Below are 19,515 nucleotides of genomic sequence, written 5' to 3' on the forward strand. Positions count from 1 at the left end.
GACTCTAGATTTTCTTATCTGCAACGACTTCCTCCTCTAGTAAAACTTATGGCATTTTCTTCTATTGTGCGTGCCTTGGCGCGATCGCCGCTCACCACGGAATTGCTTTCTAAGCTAAATCGGCAACCAGATTTGCGGTTAAATGGTATGCCTCGCCTACCCAAAGGCTTGGTAGCTTCGGCATTGGCGCAAAATTCAGCAAGAAATTTATTTGTAGTCTGTGCCACCCTAGAGGAAGCTGGACGCGTTTACGCGCAGTTAGAAGCGATGGGTTGGAAGACTGTACATTTTTACCCCACATCGGAAGCCTCTCCCTACGAACCCTTTGACCCCGAAACTGAGATGACTTGGGGACAAATGCAGGTGTTGGCGGATTTAGTCAACAGTCATCAGTCAACAGTCAATGGTCAACAGCCATCAGTCAACGGTCATGAATCAACAGCCATTGTGGCTACTGTTGGGGCGCTACAACCCCACTTGCCACCTCCAGAAGCTTTTACACCTCTGTGCCTCACCCTGAAGCGGGGTATGGAATATGACCTTGATACTTTCAGCGAGAAGATAACCGTTTTGGGTTATGAACGTGTGCCTCTGGTGGAAACAGAAGGACAGTGGAGTCGGCGCGGTGATATTGTTGATATCTTTCCCGTGGCGTCGGAATTGCCAGTACGGCTGGAATGGTTTGGTGATGAAATCGAGAAAATCCGGGAATTTGATGCTGCAACTCAGCGTTCTGCCCTTGACAAAATCGACCAGTTGATTCTTACACCTACTAGTTTTGCTCCCATTATTGTAGAAAAGCTGGAAAACAATCCTGATTTCCAAGCTTTAATTGCTGAGTTAAATTCTGACTCAGAACTGACCACTCAGGACTCAGCATTCTTAGAAGGTAGCCGGCGCTTTTTGGGGTTAGCTTTTGAAAAACCAGCTTCTCTGTTAGATTATTTACCAGAAAATACTTTAATTGCTATTGATGAGCCAGAACAATGTCATGCTCATAGCGATCGCTGGGTAGAGAATTCGGAAGAACAGTGGTCAGTTGTCAGTAGTCAGTGGTCAGTTGTGAGTGGTTTACCGAAAATTCATCGGTCTTTTGATGAATGTTTGGCTGACTTGACTCAATTTAAAACGTTATATTTATCGGAACTGGCAGAGGAAAATAGCGGAATCAATATGGCTAGTCGGTCTGTGCCAGTGACGCCGCATCAGTTTGGTAAACTTGCAGAAACACTGAGAAAGGAACGCGATCGCAATTTCTCTATTTGGTTGATTTCGGCTCAACCTTCGCGTTCTGTTTCCTTATTGCAAGAACACGATTGTCCGGCTCAGTTTATCCCTAATCCCAGAGACTACCAAGCCATTGATAAGCTGCAAATTAATCATACACCTGTAGCTCTGAAATATTCTGGTTTGGCTGAACTCGAAGGTTTTATTCTGCCAACCTACCGCTTGATTGTCGTCACTGACCGCGAATTTTATGGTCAGCATTCTCTGGCGACTCCCGGCTATATCCGCAAACGCCGCAAAGCGACTTCTAAACAAGTTGACCCCAATAAGCTGCGTCCGGGTGATTATGTTGTTCATCGCAGCCACGGTATTGGCAAATTTGTCAAGCTGGAAAGTTTAACGATTAACGATGAAACCCGTGATTACATAGTTATACAGTATGCTGACGGGTTACTCAGAGTTGCTGCTGACCAAGTAGGTTCTTTATCTCGGTTCCGCGCCACCGCCGATAAACCCCCAGAACTGCACAAGATGACTGGTAAAGCTTGGGACAACACTAAGAACCGCGTCCGCAAAGCTATTAAAAAGTTGGCGGTGGACTTGCTGAAACTGTATGCAGCAAGAACAAAACAAGAAGGTTTCGCCTTTCCTGCGGATATGCCTTGGCAAGAAGAACTAGAAGATTCTTTCCCTTATCAACCTACCACGGATCAGCTCAAAGCTGTACAAGATGTCAAACGCGATATGGAAAGCGATCGCCCAATGGATCGTTTAGTTTGCGGTGATGTCGGTTTCGGAAAAACAGAAGTGGCGATTCGCGCTATTTTCAAAGCTGTCACCGCTGGTAAACAAGTCGCACTTTTAGCACCTACAACTATCCTTACCCAGCAACATTACCACACCCTCAAAGAACGCTTTGCTCCCTATCCTGTAAATATTGGTTTACTCAACCGTTTTCGCAGCGCTGAAGAACGTCGTAACATTCAAAAACGGCTAACCACAGGTGAATTAGATGTAGTCGTGGGTACGCACCAACTTTTAGGCAAAGGCGTGTCATTCAAAGATTTAGGACTGCTGGTGGTGGATGAAGAACAGCGATTTGGGGTTAACCAAAAAGAGAAAATTAAAAGCTTGAAAACTCAAGTTGATGTGCTGACTCTCTCGGCTACTCCCATTCCCCGCACCTTATATATGTCCTTGTCGGGGATTCGGGAAATGAGTTTGATTACCACACCACCCCCAACCAGACGACCAATTCAAACCCATCTTGCACCGCTGAACCCGGAAAGCGTGCGTAGTGCTATTCGCCAAGAATTAGACAGAGGTGGGCAGGTATTTTACGTAGTACCACGAGTAGAAGGAATTGAAGAGACAACGGCGAATTTGCGAGAAATGATACCTGGAGGAAGATTTGCGATCGCTCACGGTCAAATGGATGAAAGCGAGTTAGAATCAACCATGCTCACCTTTAGTAATGGTGAAGCAGATATTCTCGTTTGTACGACAATTATTGAATCTGGTTTAGATATTCCGCGAGTCAACACGATTTTAATTGAAGATGCCCACCGCTTTGGTTTGGCACAGTTGTATCAATTACGCGGTCGTGTGGGACGTGCCGGCATTCAAGCCCATGCTTGGTTATTTTACCCCAAACAGCGGACATTATCTGATGCAGCCAGGCAGCGGTTACGAGCAATTCAGGAATTTACTCAACTAGGTTCTGGCTATCAGTTGGCAATGCGCGACATGGAAATTCGGGGTGTGGGTAACTTGCTAGGTGCAGAACAATCCGGTCAAATGGAAGCGATCGGTTTTGATTTATATATGGAGATGTTAGAGGAATCAATTCGAGAAATTAGAGGTCAAGAAATTCCCAAAGTTGATGATACTCAAATTGACCTCAACCTCACAGCATTTATTCCCGCAGACTACATCCCCGACTTGGATCAAAAGATGAGCGCGTATCGTGCCGTAGCTGGGGCAAAATCTAAAGAAGAATTAGCAGAAATTGCAGCCGATTGGGGCGATCGCTATGGTACTTTACCAGTACCAGCTAATCAACTTTTGCGTGTAATGGAACTCAAACAGTTAGCGAAAAAGTTAGGATTTAGCCGCATTAAACCAGAGAATAAACAGCACATAATTTTAGAAACGCCAATGGAAGAACCTGCTTGGAATTTGTTAGCGGGAAATTTACCAGAACATCTCAAAACCCGCTTTGTTTATTCACCTGGAAAAGTGACAGTGCGTGGTTTAGCAGTTCTCAAAGCAGACCAACAATTGCAGAGTTTAATTGATGCTCTGGGGAAAATGCAAGGTGCGATCGCAGAAGCAGTTGTGGTTTGATTAGTAGTTGAACCTTAAAAAATTAATCATCAAGTCAAACCCTATGTCAGACTTACTTAAATTAAAACTGGCTAGCAATCACCAAAGGTTGTTGCGACAAGAATACTTAGCTGCAGTTCCAGATTGTTTAGGCATCTATTTGGAACGCTGCCTCTATGTTCAGTCCCCTAAACGGGATGAAATTGTGTGGATGTTTTATATTGAACCTAACGGTATTGTGCGCGAACTTACAGAAGATGGTAAATTCGACTATCATGTACCCGAAGGCTACAGTTACCAAGAGTTCAGTTGGACTGAACAGTTAATAGAGGCAGCAATATCAGTAGGAGATAAACACGACCAAGAAGAAGCGTTTTTATATCCATTTGCAGATAGTCCGCTTTATCAAGTTCCGTTCGGATGGGTTCGGCAGCATTTGTACGAGTTGTTTCAATGCAAGTGGAAAACAAACAGTTTCAACCCCAAGGTTAAACACAATCCAAAATCTGTTGGAGTAGTTGCAGCAAACTTCAACGCAGGAATTGTGATCAACAATTATTCTGGTTATTTAGAAGTAGATCCAAACCCTGATGAGGTGGTTTATCAACTAGCAGTGTGGGGCTTCTAACATTGAATCTATTTGAGATGACAAATACTGAGTTAAAACAGTACCTTTCTGAACACAGAAATGATCAGCAAGCTTTCCAGGCGGCATTAGAAGTCTTGATGAGTCGCCGTAATCCAGCCAATCGTCAACCATATCCTTTCGACCTTGCCGATCCCAAAACTGAAGTCGAAGCAATTTTTAGAAAGAAGTTAAACCAAACTGAGTAACAAGAACTATATCAACATTTAGCATGATGTATTATTTGTCATTAGTGGGAGTATAAGTAGTTACCAATGGTACAGATACCATCTAAAACTTTGACATTAGAGGAGTTTCTCAAACTACCAGAAACTAAACCTGCCAGTGAGTACATTGATGGTCATATTATTCAGAAATCCATGCCACAGGGTGAACACAGTACAATTCAAGGTGAACTAATTATTACCATCAATGGAGTTACTAAGCCGCAGAAAATTGCGCGGGCTTTTCCAGAGTTACGCTGCATTTTTGCAGGGCTTGTGATTGTTCCAGATGTATCTGTGTTTCTCTGGGAGAGAATTCCTCGAAATGAAAATGGGGGTATTGCTAATATTTTTGCACTAGCACCCGATTGGATTATTGAAATCCTTTCTCCTGAGCAAAGCCAAAGTAAGGTTATTGCTAAAATATTGCATTCTTTGAAGCATGGCACTCAAATGGTTTGGTTAATTGACCCAAGTGAAAGAGTAGTATTTGTATATTTTTCAAACCAGCCACCAGAGTTGTTTGATGAGGCAGAGCAGGTAATTCCTGTGCCATCTTTTGCCAGTGATTTACAGCTTACGGTGGGTAATTTATTCGGTTGGCTATTAGAGTAGAAAGTTAAAATGAGTATTAATCTTGATTTGCCCCCAGAGCTAGAAAACCAGCTTTGTAATGAAGCTTCTCAGCTAAACTTGACTCTTTCTGAATACATTCTCCGTATTCTTTCTATAAGGCAGGTTATAGGAAATCCACCCAAAACAGGAGCCGAACTAGTCGCTTATTGGCAAAGCGAAGGTGTGATCAACTCACGACCTGATATTACAGACAGTCAAGCCTACGCTCGCAAGTTACGTCATGAAGCGGAAACCCGTGAGAGAGCATAGGTAAAGTTAATGTATCTATTAGATACTGACGTTTTGATTGATATTCAACGAGGTCATGCTCCTGCTATAACTTGGTTTGCCAGTCTACCAGAATTGCCCAGTGTGCCAGGCTTTGTGGTCATGGAACTGATCCAAGACGCTCAAAACAAGCAACAGCTGCGTAATGCCCTCAAACTTGTTGCCCCGTTACCGATAGTATGGGCAACTGAGGCTGATTTGACTCGCGCCTTGTCAGACTTCACAGCCTACCATTTGTTACACAGTCTAGGTTTGTTAGATGCCTTGATAGGTGCTTGTGCTGTTGGCCGAGGCGCAACACTTTGTACATTTAATATCAAACATTACTGTGTTATTCCTGGTCTGATTATGGTAAAGCCTTATACACGCTAACAGTGACCCAACACTGCGAAGTTTTAAGTAAAAACAAGATATAAACCCCGTACTGCAACCGGCTGAACATCTACGTTGAGTAGCTGTGGTTTGATTAGTCCTCTAACTAACAAATTTGTTTAATTCAGTAAACTTTGACATACCTATTTTGTTTTTTATTTGTTATGCTTGTTTTTACAAGTTGTATATTTGTTTAGGGGCAAGCTTATGAGTTACGATACTGCCCGTCAACAACACATTAGGTGGTTACACAAGCAAATAGAAGAGAAGATGTCTGCCTTGACTGAAGCTGAAGTACGCGTATCTCAGCTACGAGCCGACATTGAATATTTTAAGTTGATGTTAAACATACACGAGAAGGCTAATACCGATGCCCTGAGTCAAGATACCTCTATAATGCTTAACTCTGATCAAAGTTCTAACGGAGAGTCTAACCAAAGTCAAACAAACAATCTAATATTTGCCGACAATACCAAATATGGGGTAGGAGATGATAACAAGCGTTCTCCGAAAGAAATGCTACGCGCCGAATTTGCAAACAAAACGTTAGCAGAGGTAGCTGAAATTGTTTTGAATAGACGTAATGAGGCTCTGACTGCTGATGAAATTGCACGAGCAATATTTATTACACAGGACAATGATGAGTATGTGCGTGCGAGAAATTCGTTATCTACTGAATTGCGTCGAGGGGCTAGAGAAGGGAGATGGCAACAAATAGGACGCGGTTCTTTCGCTTCAACCCAAGTAGCATATTTGAGGGATAAAAATGTAGTTACCCCACATTTTTCAACCAATGGAAACCGCACAAACAATTAAGGTTTAGCTACCCGTGTCATAAATCAAAGTTAATCAAATACAAGGAGAATTTTTATGCCTCAACTTGCAGCACGACTCGGTGGTAGAGATAGTTACTCAGATGACCTACTGCGCCATGTCGATCCTGATGGTGCAGAGTACTTCACCGTCAAAGCCACAGGACAATCTGGAATGTCTCATTCTGGATTAGCTAGATTTCTGGGAGTGACACACCAAAGAGTCTCAAAATGGGTCAAAAGAGTGCAGCAAGCTGATCCAGCTGAAAATTCTTTACCAGAGTGCTTGAAACCTTTTGCCGGTTGTGATCTTGTTCTAACAGGATACTTTGATATTGAAGGCAGAAATATTCTGGCGGATGGTTTTTGTGCAGCTATGATTGAATACTATGCCTCATACTCAAAGCAAGTAAACAAAGAAAGTCAAGCCAAGGCTCAACAAACTTTGGATCTGATCAAACATTTGGGGATGCGACTTTTCATCCACAAAAAAACTGGATGGAAATCTAGCTCTCGCTCTTCGTCCTCAGTAGAAGATAACTTTGAGCTTGAATTTGAGGCACATAGAGTGCGTTTCAGCGTTAGAGAAATTCTACGGCTTGAGAAATATCCTGAACTAAAATTAGCTATTAAAGAATATGGTCAAAAGCATCATTGTTTGTGTCCGAAGCTTTTTTCTGATACTCATGATGCAATGAACAAGCTTTTGCAAGGTTTAAAAGCAAGAGAGATCCGAGAGCAAAACAAATTATCTCGAAGTGTATCGCTTCGAGATCACTATGATACTCATCCGTTGATCGATTACTCAACCCTCAGCCGGCTAACAACTAATCAGATTCGTCATAAGGATAAGCACCCAGTAGAAGCTGTTCGTATTGCTTTTGAGCTTTATCTTCCTGAACACATACCGCAACCAGTACCCATTATTGAGAATGTGTACACAGCAGATAAGCGACTTAGAAAAGTAGCAAAACAGAGAAGGCTTAAGGCAGGAGTTCAACTGTCTTTATTCACTGATGATCTTAAAATCAATCCTCAACTTTTGTAATAATTAGTGCGATCGCCTTCAACTTAATTTGTTTTAACACCAACAAACCCAAAAGTTGCTTCTACTCAAACTTTAATACTTTTGCTAGTGAAAGCGATCGCTCTCGATATCTATTGTTTGATCAGTAATATCAAAAAAGTTAAGCGATGATAACTTTATAGTATGACTTTCGTAACCATTGATAGCAATGACTGAGCTACTAGAACAAGCGATCGCCAAACTAAAAACTTTACCTGCCACTGAACAAGATGCGATCGCGGCGATGATTTTGGCAGAACTAGAAGATGAACGCCGTTGGGATGAAGCTTTTGCCCGTTCTCCAGATATACTTGCTAAACTTGCAGCCGACGCAATGGCTGAATACCGCGCAGGTAAAACCCATGTAAGCATGAGCCAGAATTTGAGGCAAGTAATCATGTATCGGGATGAAGATGGCTACTGGATTGTGGAATGTCCAAGCCTCAAAGGTTGTATTAGTCAAGGCAATACTAAAGAAGAAGCTCTCTTAAACATTAAGGAGGCTATTTCAGGTTATGTTACTGTCCTTAAAGAAGATGGCTTACTTGTCCCAGAAAATAACTTTGACAGATAAAATGTAACTTTATAATTACCAATTAAAGGATTGCTAAAAAATAAATTCTTCAATCAATGTAGACTATATTAGCTATAGCATATTCTACTATCTTACCAAGATTGATGGTGCGTTGCGCTTCGCAACAACGCACCCTACAAATGGTGACTTTTTTAATTGGAAGTCTCTAAGCTGTTACAGGCTGAGGATTGTTCTGTTGGTTCTGTTGTAAGAAACTCGGATCAATGTCAATGTTCAATGCCTTAGCCACACGCTGTCCGTAATCCATATCAGCCCGGAAGAAGTGGCAAAGTTGCCGCATTTGAATATCTTGTCGCGCTCCACTTAGCGCTCCTGCGATCGCTTTGGCTGTGCGATTTTTCTCATCTTCAGAGAATATTCGCCAGAGATTACCTGCTTGGGTATAATCATCCTGATCGCGGGAGTCATAGCGATCAGCAACTACATCACCAAGAGCTAAGCCAGGTTCCCGATATTCAGGTGCTTCTTTGGGGGTGCTGCTGTCGCTGTTGGGATAATAATTAGGGCTGCTGCCACCGTAGCCTGTAGATAAAGCACCATCTCTTTGATAATGATAGACTGGACAGCGAGGCTGATTAACAGGCAATTGCTGGTAGTTGGTGCCGATACGGTAACGCTGAGCATCTGGATAGGACATCAGCCGCGCTTGTAACACTTTGTCAGGGCTGGGGCCAATACCTGGTACAAATACGGAAGGACTAAATGCTGCTTGCTCGACTTCAGCAAAATAGTTTACAGGATTGCGGTTTAGCTCCAAAATGCCAATTTCCATCAAGGGATATTCTTTGTGAGGCCAGACCTTAGTTAAGTCGAACGGGTTCCACTTAAAGGTTTTAGCTTGTTCATCAGTCATGATTTGGACTTTAACTGTCCAACTGGGATACTCGCCGCGTTCAATTGCCTGAAATAAATCCCGTTGGTGTGATTCGCGGTCAATGCCGATGAGATTGGCAGATTCTTCTCCTGTAATATTTTTAACGCCCTGACGGGTTTTGAAATGGAATTTGCACCAGAATCTTTCACCTGCTGCATTCACAAAGGACAATGTGTGGCTACCATAGCCATTCATGTGACGATAACTAGCAGGCAAACCGCGATCGCTAAATAATATTGTCACCTGGTGCAGCGATTCCGGGTTCAATGACCAAAAATCCCACTGCATGTTAGCGTCCCGTAGGTTGGTTTGTGGATGACGCTTTTGTGTGTGAATGAAATTAGCAAATTTATACGGGTCGCGGATGAAGAAAACCGGTGTGTTGTTACCCACCAAATCCCAGTTACCTTCTTCGGTGTAAAATTTCACTGCAAAGCCACGCACATCGCGTTCAGCATCAGCGGCCCCTCTTTCCCCAGCCACAGTAGAGAAACGCAAAAACACTTCTGTTTGCTTGCCTACTTCTGAGAGAAACTTGGCTTTGGTGTATTCAGGAATAGCACGAGTGACTGTGAATGTTCCATAAGCACCAGAACCTTTAGCATGAACTACTCTTTCTGGAATCCGTTCTCTGTTGAACTGCTGCATCTGCTCCAACAGTTGCACATCTTGCATCAGCAGCGGCCCACGCGGCCCAGCTGTGATTGAGTTCTGGTTATCAAAAATTGGACACCCTGTTGCCGTAGTTAACTTCTTATCTTCACTCATACCGTCAATCATTCCTTTGGTCGAGGTTATTAAATACTTACCATCCATAAGTTATTTTATCGTAGTCATAACGACTATGACTTGACAAGGGTAATTTGAATATCTTTTGAATATTTTTAGAATTTGGGTATTGTCGATGACTGATGGACGCCAGTCGCCTCAACGGGGGGAACCCCCGCACAGCGCTGGCTCCTGATGACTGTGAGCAGGGAGATATTTTTTATTTGTTATACTAAGTTGCTGTTTAACGTAGTAGGTTTTCCTCCCCTCTGCTCCCTTGCTCCCCTGCTCCGTCGCTTATTCGTTGGTATTAGTCTGTTGTGTTGTATTTTTCTCAGAATCTAAGTGAATGTGAGTGCAACATGAATTAGTAGCTTTTGCTACAACCTCTGGCACTGGGTCGTAACCACCCGGATGAAATGGATGACAACGCAAGATGCGCCACACCGCCATCCACCCACCGCGCCATGCACCAAATCTTTCAATTGCTTGGATAGCATACATAGAACAAGTTGGTTGAAAGCGACAAGTAGGGGGAAACAATGGCGAAATAAACATTCTGTAGCCCCGAATCAACCAAATGAATAATAGTTTCATTACAGTAGTCCAAATCTTATAAATTAGTAACAGAGCTAAAAATTTCCATCCCCTAACATCTTTGTTGACTTCAGTTGCTGACTTAATCCCAATTCCAGCTTTGTGGCAGCAAATTGCTATAGTTGCAGTTTGGGTATTACTCATTCTCCTAATCGCATGGGTAATCAAGCGCTTTGCCACCGATGATCCAGAAGTAGTACGAAAGATAGTTCATATTGGCACTGGCAACGTCATAATGCTTGCTTGGTGGCTGGATGTACCTGCGAGTGTAGGCATTACGGCTTCAATTGTCGCCAGTGCCATCACTTTGTTATCATATCGATTTCCTATTCTCCCTGGCATTAACAGCGTGGGTCGCCAAAGCTTAGGGACATTTTTCTATGCTGTTAGTATTGGCATTTTAATTGCTTGGTTTTGGCACTTACAACAGCCCCAGTACGCAGCCATCGGGATTATGGTGATGGCATGGGGAGATGGACTAGCGGCTCTGATTGGGCAAAATTTTGGTAAACATAAGTATAAAGTTTTTGGTAGCCAAAAAAGCTGGGAAGGCTCGTTAACTATGACCTTGGTTAGCTACTTGGTCAGTAGTTTGATTTTACTGAGTGTAGAAGGTAACATTTGGCAGACATGGGTCGTATCGTTAGCGATCGCTCTAGTGGCTACTGGCTTAGAAGCTATATCTTTATGGGGTGTAGATAATTTAACAGTACCTTTAGGCAGTGCAGCTATTGCCTTTACATTGATTCAGCTATTGTCACTCAACTAAATAGGCATCAATAAATACGAAGGAATTGGGAATTGGGCATGGGGCATTGGGCATTGGGAATTAGTTATTTCTCCCCTGCTTCCCCTGCTCTGTTCTCTCCCTCATCCTCCTCATCTCCCCATCTTCCTACTCTCTACTCCCTTTAAAGATAGTGCGATCGCGCTTCAAGAATATTTACTTACCCATTTTTGAAAAATCTTGGGTAAATTGCTTGATTATTTGTTAGCATTTCTCAAGCATTACATCAAAATTGTTCATAAACACAACTATCTTAAGACATAAAATTTAGATGACTGTTTCACCTTTTTCTCAACCCCTGTTGCGCGATAAACAGGAAGCTTTAGATATTCAAGACTTGCAAGGTTTAGTATGTCTGAATTTGAAAGTTGGCAGTATTAGAGTATTTTCAGGGTTTTACACTCGAATAGATCAGGTTTTTATCCTTTGGGGTTTAATATGTGCAGGTATATTTCTCACAGCCCAGTTTCTAGCGATTAGCTGGGATACACAAGCAATTTGGTGGTCAACCCTTACCTTAGTCGGTTCCATTGCTATGGTAGTTTTGACTTGGTTTTGGGCGAGTGTAGAAAAGGTGCGTTGGCTAGTGTATTGTTGGGTGATTTTGATGCTAGGAGGTGTTGTTCTAACCGACTTGAGCATTTTTCTAGGTTGGGGAGAAGTGTTGATGCGTCTGTGTCCCCTATGGTTAGGATTGACTAGTATTGGCTATTTGTGTACAGTATTAGCCTTGCGATCGCGGGCGTTTTTACTAATGGCGCTTATTCACCTGCTGGGAATGGCAATTATTCCCTATTTTAGTGAATGGCAGTTTTTCACTACTGGCCTAGTAATGATGATCAGTTTATTGATCATGGCAGAATTGCAATGGGATATGCGCCCCCCAATAGACTCAGATTTATTAACCCCAGAACAAAAGTTGTTTAATCAACACCAGAACCAGCGGCGACAATTAGCTGATCTTCAGCGAGTTAAGAATTAGGAGTTAGGAATTGGGAGTTAGGAGTTAAGAGTTAGGAGTTAGGAGTTAGGAGTTAAGAGTTAAGAGTTTTAATCTCCCTCATCTTCCTCATCTCCCCCATCTCCTCTATCTCCCCCATTTCCTTTACTACCTAAAATTGGTGAATATCTATCTAAATTCTTTAGATAGTTTCAAAAACATTAATTACTGACCATACCTACTCTAAGGGTATTCGTATATCTACAAAAAATAGCAGATTTAATATCTACTTTGAGAAGTAAATCTAGATGTTGAATTTCTACCTCTAGATTTATGAAATCCTGACAAACAGTGCTTATAGTTGGGTACTTAAGGTGGTCTACTCACCTAATTGCGTAGTGAGGCAAAAAATCATGTCACATCGAATAATTGCATATGTGTTGTTAATCACATTATCTGATAAACAACAAAAACTTCTAGCGACTAATTTCGATTTTAAGATGATTCCCTTAAACGGCTAGTACCGCTTTGCGTGATTCGTAATTACCGAACGGTAATAGTTTTAGACATTATTAGATAATTTCTGATGCTTGCCTAGAGCCGTTGTTACAAGCATTAGAGGCTTAGATTATGCAACTATTCTAGGGAACTCCTAGAAATAAATTATGCCGCTTGAAGTTGTTGATTGTTCACATTTAACGGTCAACACTCAACAGCCATTTGTTTTTTTATTTCCTCTTGATTTTTCTACCGAAAATTTACAAATTATTTGTGTCTGCTTTGCCTTTGTATACTGAAGAGGCTGTCTAAATGGTGAGTAAAATGCTAAGTTCTGCGAATAAATCGTAGGAATTGCTTTATGGCATATAAAAAGGGGGTGGAGGAAGTTATTACTACTCGCTCAACGTAAGTGAGGACTTTGAGGGAGTTTGAGCGTTTTCCTCCGTTTTTTCAACGTGTTGCCCACGTTTAAAGCTTGAGAAAGATAATTTTTGGATGTCGTACATACCCTTCTCGTCCCCCTTTTTCGATTATAGACCATCATCAAGCATGATTGTGGCTAGTGTTAGCCATATATGTCAGCATTTCACCATTTAGGAAAATACATCGTCAACAAGAAAATTGGGAGTTAGTTGTCATTTGTCATTTGTCATTTGTCATTTTCAGGAGTTCTCCCCTGCTCCTCATCTCCCCTTCTTCCCTTCTCCTTCTAAAAAAGGTGCAGTGCCGTGAACACCCTAAATCAAGATGAAAACAATTTTTGGCATAGGTTAAATGAACCGATTTTAGAGCAACTGCCAGAAATTGAAACTCATGAATTTCTCCCCCATATCGGTAAATGGACAAATATTGGCGGAGGTGTACTGCTAACTATCTTTGTGGTAGGAATTAGCCTGACATCAATTCTGAATTACAAAGTTACAGTCAAAGTCCCTGCAACTATCCGACCTGTAGGAGAACTGCGGGTTGTTGAGTCTGCCATTACTGGGAGTGTTCAAAAAATTGAGGCTAAAGACAATCAAATAGTAACCCAAGGAGAAGCTATTGCTTATGTTGATGATTCGCGGCTTCGGACTCAAAAAAGCCAATTAGAAAGCAATATTCAGCAGAGTCAATTGCAGCTAAATCAAATTGATGCTCAAATCAGTGAAATTAATACTCAGATTGCAGCTCAGACAAATTTAATTAACCGCACGATTATAGCTGCACAAGCTCAGCTACGTGGTAATCAACGCAACCATGAAGATGAGCAAATTAAAGCTACAGCAGATATGACACAAGCACAAGCAGCTTTGACCTTAGCCAGAGTGCAACGAGAACGATTACAGCGAGAAAAAGTCTTAACAGCAACCGTAGAAGAAACAGAAGCAGCTTTGACTTTAGCGAAGGTACAACGCGATCGCTTGCAGCGAGAAAAAGCCTTAATAGCAAGCTTGCAAGAAGCACAAGCAGCTTTTAACTTAGCAAAGGTGCAACGCGATCGCTTACGGCAAGACAAACTCTTAACGGCAACTGTGCAAGAAGCACAAGCAGCTTTTACCTTAGCAAAAGTACAACGAAATCGATTGCAGCCAATAGTAGCATCGGGAGCAATTTCTCGTAATTTATTTGAAGAAAAAGAACAAGCGGTGAAATCTGCATATACAAAGCTAGAACAAGCTAAAGCTAATGCTAAAAACCTCTTAGAAGAAAAAGACCAAGCGGTGAAAGCTGCATATACAAAACTAGAACAAGCTAAAGCTAACGCTAAAAATCTCACAGAAGAAAAAGACCAAACAGTGAAATCTGCATATGCAAAGCTAGAACAAGCTAAAGCTAACGCTAAAAACCTCATAGAAGAAAAAGACCAAGCCTTGCAAATCGCCCAAACTAACCTAGAAAAGGCGAAAACAGCTATCAATCCTAATGATGCTTCCGTCATTGTGGCATTTGAACGGATTAGGCAAGAACAGGCACAAGGTGAGGCTACTCTAGCCGCTTTGAAAAAAGAAAGAGAAACTCTCTTGCAGCAACGTCTAGAATTTTTCAAGCAACTTGATAGCACTCGCAAAGAACTACAACAAATAGAAAATGATTTGAGTAAGAGTGTAATTCGCTCTCCAATCACGGGTACTTTATTACAACTCAAACTTCGTAATCCTGGGCAAGTAGTACAACCAACAGAAGCTATTGCTCAGATTGCTCCTTTCAATGCGCCGATGTTAATCAAGACCCTAGTGCCAGCTCAAGATATTGACAAAGTAAAAGCAGGTCAACAAGTGCAGATGCAGGTTTCTGCTTGCCCCTATCCAGACTACGGCACCCTTAAGGGAACAGTTAAAACAGTTGCACCAGATGCCTTACCTATGGAAAAAAATAACGCAATTGCAAGTGTTCCACTTCAAGCCTACGAGGTAACAATTGAGCCACAAAGTACGTATGTAGGTAGAAGCGATCGCCAGTGTGATCTCAAACCTGGAATGGAAGGTAGAGCTGATATTATTTCCCATCAGGAAACAGTACTTCACTTCATTCTGCGAAAAGCGAGATTAATCACAGATATTTAGGGGACTAGGGACTGGGGACTGGGGAAAGATTTTCCAAATACCCAATCCCCAATACCCAATACCCAATCCCCAATTCCCAATACCCAATCCCCAATTCCCAATACCCAATTCCCATTTAATATGTTTGGTCTATTCAAACTTAAAAATTACCAGTGTGTTTTACAGTTGAGTGAAGAAGACTGTGGGGCTGCTTGTCTAGCTTCAATTTGCAAATATTATGGACGGTTCTTAAGTATTAATCGCAGCCGAGAAGCAGTAGGGACTGGACAGCTAGGAACAACTTTGTTAGGGCTAAAACGTGGTTCTGAAGCTTTGGGTTTTAATACTAGAGCAGTTAAAGCTTCGGCGGCGATTATGGACAGAATCAAAGAAGTGCAGCTGCCTGCAATCATACATTGGAAAGGTTATCACTGGGTTGTTTTATACGGTAAAAAGGGCAAAAAGTACATAATTGCAGATCCAGCGGTGGGACTTCGTTATGTCAACCGACAAGAGTTAGCGATCGCTTGGAATGGAGTCATGCTCTTAATAGAGCCAGATCCAGACCGCTTTTCTGATCAGCCTCAAGAAGAACCAAAGGGTGGCTTAGGACGCTTTTTTAAGCGCATCTGGCCTTATCGTGGTTTGCTGACTCATGTTTTAATGATTAACGCTGTGTTGGGTTTACTCGGTTTGGGTACTCCCATCTTGATCCAAATACTCACAGATGATGTCTTGGTACGTGGAGACACACAGTTACTCACTGTTGTGGTGGCAGCTGTTGTGGTTATGACGTTATTCAGCAGTAGTCTGCGAGTACTGCAAGGCATTATGATTGCTCACTTTGGGCAACGGTTGCAATTAGGATTAGTCTTGGAGTTTGGACGGAAAATTTTGCACTTACCCTTAAATTTCTACGAGGGACGGCGTAGTGGCGAAATCACCAGCCGGCTGCGAGATATCAATGAAATCAATCAGTTGGTATCGCAGATTGTGGTGCTTTTACCCAGTCAGTTTTTTGTTGCAGTAGTTTCTTTCAGCTTCATGTTGTTTTATAGCTGGAAGTTGACACTAGCGGTTGTCTTATTCGGGGCTTTAATCACTTTATCCACCCTACCTTTTTTACCCATTCTTCGACAAAAAACCCGTAATCTTTTAGTGTTGGGAGCAGAAAATCAAGGTGTTTTAGTAGAAACTTTTAAGGGCGCACAGGTACTGAAAACCACAAATGCAGCTCCTCAATTTTGGGATGAATTTCAAAGTCGTTTTGGCCGCCTTGCCAATCTCAATTTCAGTACTATCCAAATTGGAATTATCAATAATACTATTGCTAACTTTCTAACTACTATTGGTGGTGTCATTTTACTAGGATTAGGCAGTATTTTGGTGATTAAGGGGGAATTAAGCATTGGTCAAATGCTGGCTTTTAATACTTTACAAGTGAATGTTTTAAATTTAATTGATTCACTAGTTGGCTTAACAGATGAGTATTTTCGCTCTCAAACAGCAATCTCGCGCTTACTAGAAATTATTGATGCTACACCAGAAGTAGTTGGAGGTAGTCAAAAGCCGATCGCACAAATTCCAACTGATGCAGATATCTGTTGTTTTCATGTAACGTTTCACCATCCTGGTAGAGTTGACCTACTAGAAGATTTTTCTATCAATCTTCCTGGAGGAAAAGTTATTGCTTTGATTGGTAAATCTGGCTGTGGTAAAAGTACCTTAGCAAAATTGATAGCAGGTTTATATCAACCTAACTCTGGCAATATCCGTATTGGTGTTTATAATAGTCAAGACCTTTCCTTAGATTGTCTGCGACAACAAGTAGTTTATGTACCCCAAGAACCTCATTTCTGGAGTCGCTCGATTGTAGATAATTTTCGCTTAGGAACGCCTTATATTTCTTTTGAGGAAATAGTCAAAGCTTGCCATATTGCTGATGCAGATGGATTTATCAGTCAACTGCCTAATAACTATCAAACTGTTTTGGGAGAATTTGGGGCAAATCTTTCTGGTGGACAAAGACAAAGATTAGCGATCGCTAGAGGAATCCTTACCGATCCACCTATACTGATTTTAGATGAGGCAACTGCGGGATTAGACCCAGTTAGTGAATCTCAAGTGATGGATCGGCTCTTGGAATATCGAAAAGGTAAAACTACAATTTTGATCACCCATCGTCCTAGTGTAGTCAACCGGGCTGATTGGATCGTGTTAATAGACAAAGGCCAAGTGCAAATGCAAGGTACGATTGAGACTTTTTTTGCACAACAAGGAGAGCATTTGAAGTTTTTATCAGTGTGAAAATTTGGCTTTAATTATTGTAATAATTGCTTAATCACTCATAAACAAATAACAGATTTAGTTGCAATTAACTATTAAACTGTTAATATCAATATAAAATCCAGTTTGTTTAAAAACAAACTGGATTTTATTTATATAGAAATATAAAAGACGATTTTTACAGGGCTGTTTTTGAAAAATTATTTAATTTATTTTTATTATATTCATGAGTCAAAAGAAAGATATTTATCATATTTTTTTCTAACTTGAGAATAATTTATTAATTATGGTTATAGCTAATAATAAAAACATAGGTGATTAACACCTATGTACGTAAGTGAGGTTAATGATTTATGCCAACACAAATGATGTCTGATTTACTTGCAGATTTATCCACAGAGCAACAACAACTTCTAGCTGGTGGAATTAAACCTGGTGATGAAGAAGGCACTGATGAGCAAGGTGAAGATCGCGGTGACGAGGGTACGCCTTGGGTCGGAGGTAGAGGTGTTCGCCTTTACAGGATTAGAAGCAGAAGCCTCGTTCGTGTCCAAAGAATATCATAAACTTTGTGGCTAGAAGGAAGAGAAGAAGAGCCACATAACTTGCTCAATATCAATCAGGTTTTGAGAAAGTTAGAAAGGTCTTCTATGTTCTCTTAAGATATTAAATCTATAACTAAGAGACCAGAAATAAAAGTGCTAACTATAGCGCTTATCTTTCTGCTCTTCCCTAAATCTAGACGCAAATAGTTTTGGTTATTTGATGGATACTTATTACGGGATCATATTGAATGATCCCGTAACTTCACAAACCTCAAGGTATCCTTCTCTGCTGAATTAAAGTCATCTGTTCTATCAAATCAAATCATTGCATCTAATTTGCTTGTGACATTATCCATAGAGTAACAATCACTCTAGCTTAAGGTTACATTAGTAGCTTTAATGAAAGTGGATTTGATGAGATTAACTTTGATGATAGTGGCTTCGGGCATCCCAGGATACTTAACTACTTGAAAGTTCGATTTTTTTCAACCTAAATTAGTCCAATCATCATTCATGTAAGTAATCGAGGCAATCAACTATGTTAGTTCAAACCATCCAATCTGAGATATTTGTAGAACTGTCTACAGAACAACAACAGCTTCTCTCTGGCGGACAATTTGGCGGATTTCCTCCTAGACAATCTGGGGGTGGGGGACAAGGAGGACAACTAAGTTTTCCAGGTAACAGACCTGATATTAGTGTTCGTGGTATTCTCACTACTGCTGATGGTCAAAGTTTCCCTATACGGCTTTTAGGCTTTAGGGAAGATTTTTAATCATAGGGCTTACCTTTCTATTATCTCCTGGCTCTAAATACAAATAGCTTCGACTATTTGACAGACACATTGTATATAGTATCAATGAATCTGTTGTGAACTCGTACCTATGAAGTATTTTACTTCATAGGTACATGATATATTTATAGCCAAAAATCCACTATATAATAGTATTGATTATATTAATATAAAAACATCAATAAATATTTATTTACTAAAAGTACTATTTGAAAATAAAACTTATAATGATAAATTTAGTGATTTGACTGTTTTTTATTTAGGTTTAAATTTATTTTTAATATTAATTTATTTTTATTGATAGGTCAAAGATAGACACGTTTAATTAAGGCTAAAAGTGTTTTTCAAAGACATTTTTTTAACAAGCTAACAATCTTGAGCTTTTTATAATAAAAAATTATATTTATAATAACACAAAATATATTTATTTATGTAAAAAATAACAGTATATATTCAAATACAAGTCTATCTTTATTAGGATTAAAAAATTGCTGTAATTTTACTATAGGATTATTTTTGTTTTTAAAGATGGAACTTAGAATTTCATTGCTACGGCGAGAAAGTCATATGAAGCTTATATTTATTAGTTGATGATGGCTCAGACTAAAAATGCCAGAAAAACTAGTATCAAACAGTTTCAATCTTAAAGCTTACACATGAGCCAATTAAAACCAATTGATTACGGCGTCGGTAGTTTAGCAAATCATGTAGATTTTTCTGATTCAACAACTTACTCGATCTTTTTAATGC

General features: G+C 40.7%; 17 protein-coding genes and 1 pseudogene. 16 read left to right on the forward strand and 2 right to left on the reverse strand.

The window, feature by feature from the left end; all coding sequences use genetic code 11:
* Window positions 1-48: 48 nt before the first annotated feature.
* The 10 genes and pseudogenes from mfd to I8748_RS34075 all read left to right on the forward strand — a co-directional run bounded on the left by mfd (window position 49) and on the right by I8748_RS34075 (window position 8,128).
* Window positions 49-3,573: a transcription-repair coupling factor gene (gene mfd, locus I8748_RS34030; RefSeq protein ID WP_198128884.1), complete on the forward strand. Its 3,525-nt coding sequence runs from the start codon at window positions 49-51 to the stop codon at window positions 3,571-3,573.
* 43 nt (window positions 3,574-3,616) lie between these two features.
* Complete coding sequence (locus I8748_RS34035; RefSeq protein ID WP_198128885.1) at window positions 3,617-4,180, forward strand: hypothetical protein; 564 nt, start codon at window positions 3,617-3,619, stop codon at window positions 4,178-4,180.
* A 17-nt stretch (window positions 4,181-4,197) separates the two neighbouring features.
* Window positions 4,198-4,386, forward strand: coding sequence for a DUF6887 family protein (locus tag I8748_RS34040; RefSeq protein WP_198128886.1), 189 nt, complete (start codon window positions 4,198-4,200; stop codon window positions 4,384-4,386).
* Between the two features lie 66 nt (window positions 4,387-4,452).
* The gene (locus tag I8748_RS34045; protein WP_198128887.1) at window positions 4,453-5,016 is read left to right on the forward strand and encodes a Uma2 family endonuclease; all 564 of its coding nucleotides are present in this window, start codon (window positions 4,453-4,455) and stop codon (window positions 5,014-5,016) included.
* Between the two features lie 9 nt (window positions 5,017-5,025).
* Window positions 5,026-5,286: a hypothetical protein gene (locus I8748_RS34050; RefSeq protein WP_198128888.1), complete on the forward strand. Its 261-nt coding sequence runs from the start codon at window positions 5,026-5,028 to the stop codon at window positions 5,284-5,286.
* 9 nt (window positions 5,287-5,295) lie between these two features.
* A complete protein-coding gene (locus tag I8748_RS34055; RefSeq protein WP_198128889.1) occupies window positions 5,296-5,676 on the forward strand; it encodes a PIN domain-containing protein in 381 nt (126 codons plus the stop codon).
* Between the two features lie 207 nt (window positions 5,677-5,883).
* Window positions 5,884-6,492 (forward strand): hypothetical protein, encoded by a 609-nt coding sequence (locus I8748_RS34060; protein ID WP_198128890.1) that lies wholly within the window; start codon window positions 5,884-5,886, stop codon window positions 6,490-6,492.
* 54 nt (window positions 6,493-6,546) lie between these two features.
* The gene (locus I8748_RS34065) at window positions 6,547-7,536 is read left to right on the forward strand and encodes a hypothetical protein (RefSeq protein WP_198128891.1); all 990 of its coding nucleotides are present in this window, start codon (window positions 6,547-6,549) and stop codon (window positions 7,534-7,536) included.
* 187 nt (window positions 7,537-7,723) lie between these two features.
* Window positions 7,724-7,915: pseudogene (locus I8748_RS34070) on the forward strand (hypothetical protein); the annotation flags it as partial.
* Window positions 7,916-7,924: 9 nt separating this feature from the next.
* Window positions 7,925-8,128: a type II toxin-antitoxin system HicB family antitoxin gene (locus tag I8748_RS34075; RefSeq protein WP_198128930.1), complete on the forward strand. Its 204-nt coding sequence runs from the start codon at window positions 7,925-7,927 to the stop codon at window positions 8,126-8,128.
* A 166-nt stretch (window positions 8,129-8,294) separates the two neighbouring features.
* Here I8748_RS34075 and I8748_RS34080 read toward each other — a convergent pair whose 3' ends face one another.
* Both I8748_RS34080 and yidD read right to left on the reverse strand, forming a co-directional pair.
* Window positions 8,295-9,791, reverse strand: coding sequence for a catalase (locus tag I8748_RS34080; RefSeq protein WP_198128931.1), 1,497 nt, complete (start codon window positions 9,789-9,791; stop codon window positions 8,295-8,297).
* Window positions 9,792-10,088: 297 nt separating this feature from the next.
* Window positions 10,089-10,388: a membrane protein insertion efficiency factor YidD gene (yidD, locus tag I8748_RS34085; protein ID WP_198128892.1), complete on the reverse strand. Its 300-nt coding sequence runs from the start codon at window positions 10,386-10,388 to the stop codon at window positions 10,089-10,091.
* 61 nt (window positions 10,389-10,449) lie between these two features.
* Between yidD and I8748_RS34090 the strand changes: the two genes are divergently transcribed.
* The 6 genes from I8748_RS34090 (at window position 10,450) to I8748_RS34115 (ending at window position 18,747) form a co-directional block, all read left to right on the forward strand.
* On the forward strand, window positions 10,450-11,157 hold the full coding sequence (locus tag I8748_RS34090) for a diacylglycerol/polyprenol kinase family protein (protein ID WP_198128893.1): 708 nt from the start codon (window positions 10,450-10,452) through the stop codon (window positions 11,155-11,157).
* A 289-nt stretch (window positions 11,158-11,446) separates the two neighbouring features.
* Window positions 11,447-12,157 carry a hypothetical protein gene (locus I8748_RS34095; RefSeq protein WP_198128894.1) on the forward strand — a complete coding sequence of 237 codons (711 nt, stop codon included), beginning with the start codon at window positions 11,447-11,449 and terminating at the stop codon, window positions 12,155-12,157.
* A 1,187-nt stretch (window positions 12,158-13,344) separates the two neighbouring features.
* The gene (locus I8748_RS34100) at window positions 13,345-15,162 is read left to right on the forward strand and encodes an HlyD family efflux transporter periplasmic adaptor subunit (protein ID WP_198128895.1); all 1,818 of its coding nucleotides are present in this window, start codon (window positions 13,345-13,347) and stop codon (window positions 15,160-15,162) included.
* Window positions 15,163-15,282: 120 nt separating this feature from the next.
* Window positions 15,283-17,448, forward strand: a complete 2,166-nt coding sequence (locus I8748_RS34105; protein WP_198128896.1) for a peptidase domain-containing ABC transporter — start codon at window positions 15,283-15,285, stop codon at window positions 17,446-17,448.
* 332 nt (window positions 17,449-17,780) lie between these two features.
* Entirely contained in the window at window positions 17,781-17,993 is a 213-nt protein-coding gene (locus I8748_RS34110; protein ID WP_198128897.1) for a hypothetical protein, read from the forward strand.
* 517 nt (window positions 17,994-18,510) lie between these two features.
* Entirely contained in the window at window positions 18,511-18,747 is a 237-nt protein-coding gene (locus tag I8748_RS34115) for a hypothetical protein (RefSeq protein WP_198128898.1), read from the forward strand.
* The last annotated feature ends 768 nt before the right edge of the window (window positions 18,748-19,515 follow it).

Origin of the sequence: Amazonocrinis nigriterrae CENA67 (genome assembly GCF_016056305.1) — a bacterium.
Lineage (GTDB): Bacteria > Cyanobacteriota > Cyanobacteriia > Cyanobacteriales > Nostocaceae > Amazonocrinis > Amazonocrinis nigriterrae.